This is a genomic window from Roseitalea sp. (genome assembly GCF_984466335.1).
Genome location: NZ_CFIFWG010000213.1, coordinates 1 through 4,255, shown reverse-complemented (window position 1 = coordinate 4,255; position 4,255 = coordinate 1). Strand labels below are relative to the sequence as shown.

Below are 4,255 nucleotides of genomic sequence, written 5' to 3'. Positions count from 1 at the left end.
AAGCGCGAAATAGGCCGCAACGCCCGCCAGCAGCAGCACCGGAACCAGAAGAAAGGGGGTGCCGAAATCGCCCTCCTCCTCAAGCGCGCGCGACAGGGCGGCGCGTGCGCGCGGGACGAGCGCGAGGACACCCGCGCGCCCGAGACGCCGGCGCGGCCCTTGTTGAAGGGCCGGCGAAGCCTCGGCGCGTGTCGCCGGCGGCGGGTTGGGCGCGTCCGCCCGCGGGGCCGGCGGGAAGATACGGGGTTCGGCGTCGAGCGAAAAGGCGCGGCGCTCGTCCGCCTTGGAGCGGGCATCGGCCCCAAGGTCCGCGCCGCGTCGCTTTTCGGCCTTTGTCTCACCCGGACCCGCCACGACGCCATCCTGCCGGCCATGCCGCCGGGCATGACACGGACCCATCCTGCGGCCTTGGCCGCGCGCTTGCAACTTGTCGATTGTGTGGTACCAGAGCGCGTCATCCACGCGGCCCGGTCGCCCCCCTGTCCGGCGCGTCCGGGCGCGGCCCGCCGCCAACCCGACCGGAGCACCCCATGACAGGCGGCGTCGTCACCCGCTTTGCCCCCTCCCCCACCGGCTTCCTGCACATTGGCGGCGCGCGCACGGCGCTGTTCAACTGGCTTTACGCCAGGCACACGGGCGGCACGATGCTGCTCCGGATCGAGGACACCGACCGCGCCCGCTCGACCGACGCCGCTGTGGCCGCGATCCGCGACGGGCTGACCTGGCTGGGAACGGGCTGGGACGGCGAGCCGGTCTCGCAGTTCGCGCGCGCCGGCCGCCACGCCGAGATCGCAAGGCGTCTGCTCGAGGCCGGTCACGCCTATCGCTGCTATGCCAGCCCCGAGGAACTGGCCGCCATGCGCGAAACCGCGCGCGCCAAGGGCCGGCCGCCGCGCTATGACGGGCGCTGGCGCGACCGCGATCAGGCCGAAGCGCCCGCCGGCGTCGATCCGGTGATCCGCATCAAGGCGCCGCGCGCGGGGGAAACGGTCGTGCGCGACCGGGTGCAGGGCGATGTGCGCTTTCCGAACGCCGATCTGGACGATTTCGTCATCCTGCGCTCGGACGGCACGCCCACCTACATGCTCGCCGTCGTCGTCGACGATCACGATATGGGCGTCACCCACATCATCCGCGGCGACGACCACCTGACCAACGCGGCGCGCCAGCAGGTGATCTACGATCATCTGGGCTGGGGCGTGCCGGTGATGGCGCACATTCCGTTGATCCACGGCCCGGACGGCGCCAAGCTCTCCAAGCGGCACGGCGCGCTCGGCGTCGAAGCCTACCGCGCGATGGGCTTTCTGCCCGAAGCCTTGCGCAACTATCTGGCGCGGCTGGGCTGGAGCCATGGCGACGACGAGATCATGTCGACCGACCAGATGGTCGACTGGTTCGAGATCGGCGACGTCAACAAGGGCGCGGCCCGCTTCGACATCCAAAAGCTCGAAGCGCTGAACGGCCACTATCTGCGCCATGCGGACGATGCATATCTGGCCGGGCGGATCGAGGCGCTGCTGCCCGAGATCGACGGCGGCCCGGCGATCGCGGCGTCGATGACCGACGAAAGGCGCGGCCGGCTCGTCGCCGCCATGCCCGGCCTCAAGGAACGCGCCAGGACGCTGGTGCAGCTGATCGATGGCGCCGCCTACCTGTTCGACGAGCGGCCGCTCGACCTCGACGAAAAGGCCGCCGGCATTCTGACGGACGAGGCGCGGGCCCTGCTCAAGGGCGCGCACGCCGCGCTCGCCGCCGTCGCCGCATGGGAGGCGGGACAGCTTGAGGCCGCCGTGCGCGCCTTTGCCCAGGCGCGGGACCTCAAGCTCGGCAAGGTGGCCCAGCCCTTGCGCGCCGCGCTCACCGGGCGGGGCACCTCGCCCGGCGTGTTCGACGTTCTTGCGGTGCTTGGCCGGGACGAATCGCTCGCCCGCATCGGCGACCAGATGGCTTGACCCGCTCACGGCATCGTGCAGTTTGCAGCGCACAAGCAGGGCTTTGGGCTAGCTTGGCACTAACGGGCAAATAGGCTAGCAAGCGGCCAACCAAACGCCGCCGCCGGTTCCATGCGCACCGCAGCACCGGCCATCAGGGCGGCATCCCGAACAAGCAACGGAAGGACAGGTCATGGCTGACAAGAACGCAACGTTGAATGTGGGCGATGCCGAACACTCCTTCCATGTGAAGTCGGGCAGCGTCGGCCCCGATGTCATCGACATTTCCAAACTGTACGGCCAGACGGGCAAGTTCACCTACGATCCGGGCTTCACCTCGACGGCAAGCTGCGAATCCAAGATCACCTTCATCGACGGCGACGAGGGCATGCTGCTGCATCGCGGCTATCCGATCGACCAGCTCGCCGAGCATGGCGACTTTCTGGAGACCTGCTACCTGCTGCTCTACGGCGATCTGCCGACCAAGACGCAGAAGGAGGATTTCGATTATCGCGTGACGCACCACACCATGGTGCACGAGCAGATGAACCGTTTCTTCACCGGGTTCCGCCGCGATGCCCACCCGATGGCGATCATGTGCGGCGTGGTCGGCGCGCTGTCGGCCTTCTATCACGATTCGACGGACATTTCCGACGAGCACCAGCGCATGGTCGCAAGCCTGCGCATGATCGCCAAGATGCCGACGATCGCGGCGATGGCCTACAAATATTCGATCGGCCAGCCCTTCATCTATCCCAAGAACGATCTCGACTACGCCTCGAACTTCCTGCGCATGTGTTTTGCCGTTCCGTGCGAGGAATATCAGGCCAATCCGGTTCTCGCCCGCGCCATGGACCGGATCTTCATCCTGCATGCGGACCACGAGCAGAACGCCTCGACCTCGACGGTGCGTCTTGCCGGCTCGTCGGGGGCGAACCCGTTCGCCTGCATCGCCGCCGGCATCGCCTGCCTTTGGGGGCCGGCCCATGGCGGGGCAAATGAGGCCGCGCTCAACATGCTGTCGGAAATCGGCACGGTCGACCGCATCCCCGACTATGTCGCCCGCGCCAAGGACCGCGACGACCCGTTCCGCCTGATGGGCTTCGGCCACCGCGTCTACAAGAACTACGATCCGCGCGCCAAGATCATGCAGAAGACCACCCATGAGGTGCTCGGCGAGTTGGGCATCAAGGACGATCCCATGCTGGAAGTGGCCATGGAACTGGAGCATATCGCCCTGACCGACGCCTATTTCATCGAAAAGAAGCTCTATCCGAACATCGACTTCTATTCGGGCATCACGCTCAAGGCGCTCGGCTTTCCGACCAACATGTTCACGGTGCTGTTCGCGCTGGCCCGCACGGTCGGCTGGATCGCCCAGTGGAAGGAGATGATCGAGGACCCCAGCCAGAAGATCGGCCGCCCGCGCCAGCTCTACACCGGCCAGACCCAGCGCGACTACGTGCCGCTCTCAAAGCGCTAGAGCGGCGCCGGACAGCACGTCGGCGACGATCGCGGCCGCTTTCTGGCTCGGCGGGGCATCGACCGCCATGCGCGCACGGATCGCGGCATAGTCTTCCAGCATGCGCGTCCGCTCGGCGCCGCCGGGCATGGCCAGTTGCTCGGCCAGCCGCGCCAGCATGCCCGGCCGGATCATCTCGTCGTAATATTCGTTGACCACCACCTTGTCGGCGATGATGTTGGGCAGCGCGGCCGACCAGGCGGTCAGCATCCGCTCGGCCAGGCGGCGCATCAGCGGGTCGCTGCGATAGCAGGAGATCGCCGGGACGCCGGCCAGCGCCAGTTCCAGCAGCACCGTGCCGGAGGCGGCGAGCGCGACGTCGGCCCTGCCATAGGCTGCGATCTGCGCGGCGCGGCCCGTGGTCACGGTGACGATCTCGGGCCATGCCAGGACATGGTCGCGCACCCGCCGTTCCAGGTGCGGCAGCGTCGGCAGCGTGATGGACAGGCGATTGCCGCGCGCGCAAAGGATCTCGACCGAGGCGCGGAAATCGTCGAGCAGGCCGCGCACCTCCGAACGGCGCGATCCGGGCAGCAGCAGCAGGTCGATCGTCCCGTCATCGGCGCGCGCCCGGTGGGCATGGCGGTCCCGCCAGCAGCGCGCAAGGTCGGGGTCCGCGACCAGGCGATGGCCGACATAATGGGTCGGCGGGCCGCCAAGTTCCGCCATCACCCGCGGTTCGAACGGCAGGACGGCCAGGACACGGTCGATGAACGCGGCCATCGCCTTCGCCCGCTCCGGCCGCCACGCCCAGACCGTCGGCGCCACATAGTGGACACGCGGGATGAAGCGATTTCGGAGG

General features: G+C 68.2%; 3 protein-coding genes and 1 pseudogene. 2 read left to right on the top strand and 2 right to left on the bottom strand.

The features are described 5' to 3' along the window. Nucleotides 1–354: pseudogene (locus AC5E6L_RS14510) on the bottom strand (hypothetical protein); the annotation flags it as partial. Between the two features lie 176 nt (nt 355–530). On the opposite strand from AC5E6L_RS14510, the gene gltX reads away from it, so the two are divergent. Beyond that, the gene (gene gltX / locus AC5E6L_RS14505) at nt 531–1,952 is read left to right on the top strand and encodes a glutamate--tRNA ligase (RefSeq protein WP_491774230.1); all 1,422 of its coding nucleotides are present in this window, start codon (nt 531–533) and stop codon (nt 1,950–1,952) included. Nucleotides 1,953–2,124: 172 nt separating this feature from the next. Continuing rightward, nucleotides 2,125–3,414, top strand: coding sequence for a citrate synthase (gene gltA / locus AC5E6L_RS14500; protein ID WP_491774228.1), 1,290 nt, complete (start codon nt 2,125–2,127; stop codon nt 3,412–3,414). On the opposite strand, the gene AC5E6L_RS14495 is transcribed toward gltA, so the two are convergent. Continuing rightward, nucleotides 3,403–4,255, bottom strand: an 853-nt coding sequence (locus tag AC5E6L_RS14495; RefSeq protein ID WP_491774226.1) for a lipid-A-disaccharide synthase, incomplete at its 5' end; no start/stop codon positions are given. The genes gltA and AC5E6L_RS14495 overlap by 12 nt on opposite strands.